Annotated in this window: 4 protein-coding genes and 1 pseudogene; 3 read left to right on the forward strand and 2 right to left on the reverse strand. The window is 71.9% G+C overall.

Annotated features, from left to right (window positions below; translation table 11 throughout):
* Window positions 1-107: 107 nt before the first annotated feature.
* Window positions 108-2,138: a M3 family metallopeptidase gene (locus AB0D04_RS42070; RefSeq protein WP_362712715.1), complete on the reverse strand. Its 2,031-nt coding sequence runs from the start codon at window positions 2,136-2,138 to the stop codon at window positions 108-110.
* A gap of 417 nt (window positions 2,139-2,555) precedes the next feature.
* Between AB0D04_RS42070 and AB0D04_RS42075 the strand changes: the two genes are divergently transcribed.
* Together AB0D04_RS42075 and AB0D04_RS42080 are read left to right on the forward strand one after the other, a co-directional pair.
* Entirely contained in the window at window positions 2,556-2,741 is a 186-nt protein-coding gene (locus tag AB0D04_RS42075; protein ID WP_362712717.1) for a DUF6381 family protein, read from the forward strand.
* Between the two features lie 186 nt (window positions 2,742-2,927).
* Window positions 2,928-3,407: a MarR family winged helix-turn-helix transcriptional regulator gene (locus tag AB0D04_RS42080; protein ID WP_362712719.1), complete on the forward strand. Its 480-nt coding sequence runs from the start codon at window positions 2,928-2,930 to the stop codon at window positions 3,405-3,407.
* Window positions 3,408-3,773: 366 nt separating this feature from the next.
* Here AB0D04_RS42080 and AB0D04_RS42085 read toward each other — a convergent pair.
* Window positions 3,774-3,980 (reverse strand): annotated as a pseudogene (locus AB0D04_RS42085) (LysR family transcriptional regulator); the annotation flags it as partial.
* 369 nt (window positions 3,981-4,349) lie between these two features.
* Between AB0D04_RS42085 and AB0D04_RS42090 the strand changes: the two are divergent.
* A complete protein-coding gene (locus tag AB0D04_RS42090; protein WP_362712721.1) occupies window positions 4,350-4,919 on the forward strand; it encodes a hypothetical protein in 570 nt (189 codons plus the stop codon).
* Window positions 4,920-5,006: the final 87 nt, after the last annotated feature.

Genomic DNA, 5,006 nt, shown 5'->3' on the forward strand with positions numbered 1-5,006 from the left:
TCCCGGTACTGGGCGTACCGGGATGAGCCCGACAACGCAGCGAGCGCGCGTGCCAGGCGTCGCGAGGCAGGCGGGAGTTTGACGACAGGGCCTAGCGCGGGGCAGGTTCAGCCGGCCGTCAGGCCGTGCCGGGCCAGCAGCGGTCCGACCTCCGGGTCGCGTCCGACCACGGCACGGAAGGCCGCCATCGGATCTACGGCGCCGCCCCGGCCGAGCAGCTCCCGGCGGAAGATCTCGCCGCTCTCGCGCACCGTCTTGCCGTTCTCGCGGAACCACCGCACGGTGTCGGCGTCCAGCACCTCGGCCCAGCGGTAGCCGTAGTACCCGGCCGCGTAACTGCCGCCGAAGATATGGGCGAAGTAGCCGGTGCGGTAGCGCGGCGGGATCGCGGCCAGCGAGAGCCCGTAGCGCTCCAGCGCGGCGGCCTCGAAGGCCTCGGCGCCGTCCGCGTCGGGCAGGTCACCGTCGGCGGCGAGGGTGTGCCAGGCCCAGTCCAGTGCCGCCGCGGCCTGGTGTTCCACCACCCGGAAGCCCACGCCGAAGTTCTCCGCCTCGCGCAGCCGGGCCGGCAGCTCGGGCGGCATGGGCTCGCCGGTGCGGTGGTGCCGGGCGTAGTGGGCCAGCACCTCGGGCCGGTCCGCCCACATCTCGTTGACCTGGGAGGGGAACTCGACGAAGTCCCGCGGCACCTGGGTGCCGGCCAGCAGCGGATAGCGGACGTCGGAGAACAGACCGTGCAGCGCGTGTCCGAACTCGTGGAAGAGCGTGGTGACTTCGCGCCAGGTCAGCAGCACCGGTTCGCCCTCCGGGGGCTTGGCGATGTTGAGGTTGTTGACCACCACCGGCTTGTGGCCCAGCAGATGCGACTGGGTCACCAGTTCCTTCTCCCAGGCGCCGCCGCGTTTGGTCGGGCGGGCGTGGAAGTCGCCGATGTAGAGGCCGAGCGGGCTGCCGTCGGCCTCGTGGACCTCGAAGATGCGGGCGTCCGGGTGGTAGGCGACCAGGTCGGGGCGTTCGGTGAAGGTGATCCCGTAGACCAGGCCGGCGGCGTGGAAGACCCCGTCGTGCAGCACCCTCTCCAGCTCCAGATACGGGCGCAGCGCGGCCGCGTCGAGGCCGAACCGCTCCTTGCGGATCCGCTCGGCGTAGTACTGCCAGTCGGCCGGGCCGATCTCCGCGACGCCCGCCGCCTCGGCCAGCGCCGCGCCTTCGCGTTCGGCGTTGGCGACGGCCGCGGGGTTGAGGCGGCGGAAGAGCTTCTCGACCGCGCCGGTGGTACCAGCGGTCTGGTCGGCGACCTGCCAGGCGGCATGGCTGGGGTGGCCGAGCAGGGCGGCGCGCTCGGCCCGCAGCGTGGCCAGGGTGACGGCGAGCGGGCCGTTGCTGTCGGTGCCCCGCCCGAGCGAGGCGGCGAGCAGGCGCTCGCGCAGTGCCGGGTCGTCGAGCGAGCCGAGCTGCGGCTGGCCGGTGAAGTTCTTCAGGCTGAGCACGAACGTGCCGTCGTGCCCGAGGGCGTCGGCGTTCGCGGCGGCGGCCGCGATCTCGTCCTCGGGCAGGCCCGCCAGCTCCTCGGCGCGGTCCAGCACCAGCGCGGCGTCGGCGGTGGCCGCCCGCAGGTTCCGGCGGAATGCGGCGGACTGTGCGGCGATCTCGGCGTTCAGCTCGCGCAGCCGCCGCTGCTGTTCCGGTGCGAGCCGCGCCCCCGCCCGGACCCGGAGCGTGTGGTGCCGCTCCAGCACCCTCAACTGCTCCTCGTCCAGGCCGAGTTGATCGCGACGCTCGCAGAGGTCGTCGAGCCGGGCGAACAGCGCGGGGTCGAGCAGCAGCGCGTCGTCGTGCGCGGCCAGCCGGGGTGCGACCTCCGCGTCCAGAGCCTGGAGTGCGTCGTCGGCGTCCGAGGCCGTCTTGTTGAAGAACACCCGGCGCACCCGGCCCAGCACCGCGCCGCTGCGCTCCAGCGCCTCGACGGTGTTCTCGAAGGTCGCGGGCTCGCTGCGGCCGCCGATCGCCGCGATCTCGGCCAGCTGCTCGGACATGCCGTACGCGAAGGCCGGCAGATAGTGCTCGTGGCGGATCCGCGCGAACGGCGGCAGCCCGTAGGGGAGTTCACTCGGCCGGAAGAACGGATTCGACGTCACGGAAGGCGACCCTACGCCCCGCGGCGGCCGCCGGTCCGGCGGTTGGGGCAGTGCGTCGGCCGGGCCCGTCACCCGCTCTTGCCCCCTGCGGCGTCGGGACGGGGTCGCCCGGGCCGGCGCCGCGCACCCGGCCGACTGCAACCAAATCCTGGCCACGTCGGCCCGTGCGGCGCAGCATGCACGGGCGCCGGCGGAGCCCCGGCCCGGCCTCCGCGTAGATGCCGCACGGCGGGCGGAGCCTCCGCACCCGGCCGTGCCCCGGTTCCTCGATGCCTGCGGGGAGCAGGCCCGTCAGCGGGTGGCCGATGGACGGGTGACGGCCCGGTGACGGACGGCGACCCTTCGAAGTGCCGTGCGTCGCGGAGCCTGGTTGGCTGAGAGATGGGGACTTTCCCCGCTACCGATCAAGGAGTGATCATGGGCGCTACGGATGAGGCACGTGAGCGTCTCCAGCAGATGCGCGAGAAGGCCCAGGAGCTGACCAAGTCCGCCGAGGAGACCAAGGACCCCAAGGAACGCCAGCGCCTCCAGGAGAAGGCACGCAAGCTGCAGAGTGAGGCCGAGCAGGAAAGCAGCGGCGGAGACATCTACCCGCTGAAGTGACGGGCTGCGCCGCACCGAGCGGCCGGTGGCCCTCCGTCCCCCACGGAGGCCGCCGGCCGCTCACTGTGCGTGCGGCCTCGGCCCGTGCGCCGTAGCCCAGCCCGCTCCGCACCGCCCCGAGATACACGGCCGCGGGCTTTCGGCGAAGGGCACGGCGATGCGTCGGCACCATGATGGAGTTGGCCCATGGCTGATGAGACCGCTTCCTTCGATGCCGCTCCCACGATCCCGCAGGCCCTGACCACCGCGCCCGGATATCAGGTGCGCCGGCTCCACCAGGCGTATCTCGCGATATGGGTACGCGCGGTGGACCCGACGCTCACCGCGCCGCAGTTCGCGGTGCTGACGGCCGTGGACGCGGCTCCGGGGCGCGATCAGCGCTCGATGGCGTCGGCGGTGGCCCTGGACACGTCCACGATGGCGGACGTCGCCCGGCGGCTGGAGAACCGGGGCCTGCTCGTACGGCGTACCGATGCCGCCGACGGCCGCCGGAAACTGCTGTACCTGACCGACGAGGGCGAGCGGACCCTCCGCGACGCCCACGGCCGCGCCTGCCGCCTGGGCGAGCGTCTCCTCGAGCCGTACGACGCCACGCAGCGCGCCGACGTGATGCGGCTGCTCGCCTCCCTGGCCGACCGCTGGGAGGACCTGGCCGGGGACGACTGACCCTCCCGGCGTCCCGCACGGGTGGCTCGCGCCCGTACCGCCGCTATAGCCGGTGCAGGAATTCCGCAGACGCTGCCGGGTGTGTGGCCGGGAAGTGCGACGAGGATGACGGATCCGTCGCCGAAGAGGTCATGGCTCTTGGGGAAGGTGAGCACCGGGCGGTCCTCGAGCTCCCTGAGGGCGAACTCCCGGCCGCTGAAAGGGTGGTGGACGACGCCCCGCGCCGCGGGTCGGGCAGGCGGTGCGTCATGAAGGGTCTGCTGGTGGTAAACTCCCGGAATTTCAGGGCGGCTTCGGACAGGCAGGTGTCGGAGTTCCACACCAGGGTGAGCGCCCGATGGCAGTCGGGCACGTTCACTCGTCGTCGCGGTCGACGTGGCGCAGGAACATCGCGCCGTGCTGGTTGAGCCGGATGCGGCCCTGCCGGTCGAAGAGCGGGGAGCCGAGCTCGGCCTCCAGGCGCGCGATGGTGCGGCTGAGCGAGGGCCGGGCGACGCTCAGCTCCTCCGCGGCGCGGCTGATGTGCTCGTCACGGGCGACGGCCTGGAAGTAACGCAACCGCAGCAGATCCACGGTCCACCTTCACTTATGCCTTCGGGGTCATCGGCGTGCCGGCGCCGGAGATAACTGGCCATCGGGTGGGGAGGGTTGGGGCCGCGACGTGCCCAGGGCGGGAATTCTCCGGTGCCCTCGGTGAGGTTCTGCGCAGCGCTTCGCGCGAGAATACGTCACCTGCTCCGGGCATATTAATTGGCCGGGGGTCAGGGATTGCCGTGGACGGGCCACCCCGCGACGAAAAATGCCTGGCGCATTTCCGTCGCCCCTTCCTGCTGGCGCCTTCTCGCCCTCGTTGCAGGCGCTTTCCCGGCCATAGCATTTTCTCCGGCTCGAAGACCTCGCTCTCCGAGCGGCCGTCGTTGCATTGGCCTAAGGAGGCCTCCCTTGCACGTCCGCACGTTCCGCAAGCTCCTCTCCGCCGTAGCCGCCACCGCCCTCGCCTCGCTCGCCCTCACCGCTCCCGCCCACGCCGCACCCGCCCCGGCCGCCAAGGCCGTACCCGTCGGGCAGCCGGTGCTGGCCGTCAGTCAGGTCACCGGAAACTATTTGCTGCCGGACGACACCAAGGGGAATGTGGGCACCTACCTTCAGGTCTATCCGAGCGAGCAGCCGACCTGGAACAACCAGTGGCAGTTCGATGTGGTCGCCTACTCGGACGGCCGGCCCGTGTATCAGCTCAAGAGCTCTCCGGGGGGCGCCTGCGCGACGGACGAGAACGGCGCCGACAGCATTTCGTATCTGCGGGTGTGCAGCCGGGGAAACAAGGGCCAGTGGTGGCTCCTCACGCCTGTTCCCGGCACGGATCCCCAGAATCCGGATTACGGGATCGTGTCGTATGTCCATGAGGATGTGGCCCTGACGGCCCGCGGTGAGGGCGACAACTGGGTGGACCTGAAGAAGATGTGGGGCGGCAGCCCCTCGGCGCGGCAAGGGTGGCACTTCTACCCCGCGTAGTGCCTCCGGTCCCTCTCCCGTCGCCCCGTCGGCCCAGCCCGCGGGGCGACGTCGTGCCGCGCGCGCCCCCCCAAACGAACAGCGTCG

The sequence above is a fragment of the Streptomyces sp. NPDC048483 genome, assembly GCF_040651455.1.
Taxonomy (GTDB): domain Bacteria; phylum Actinomycetota; class Actinomycetes; order Streptomycetales; family Streptomycetaceae; genus Streptomyces.

What these genes read in the sequence shown, in the direction of transcription:
- AB0D04_RS42080 (WP_362712719.1), top strand. Translation starts at nt 2,928, where the DNA reads ATGGCTGATGAGACCGCTTCCTTCGATGCCGCTCCCACGATCCCGCAG.
- AB0D04_RS42075 (WP_362712717.1), top strand. Translation starts at nt 2,556, where the DNA reads ATGGGCGCTACGGATGAGGCACGTGAGCGTCTCCAGCAGATGCGCGAG.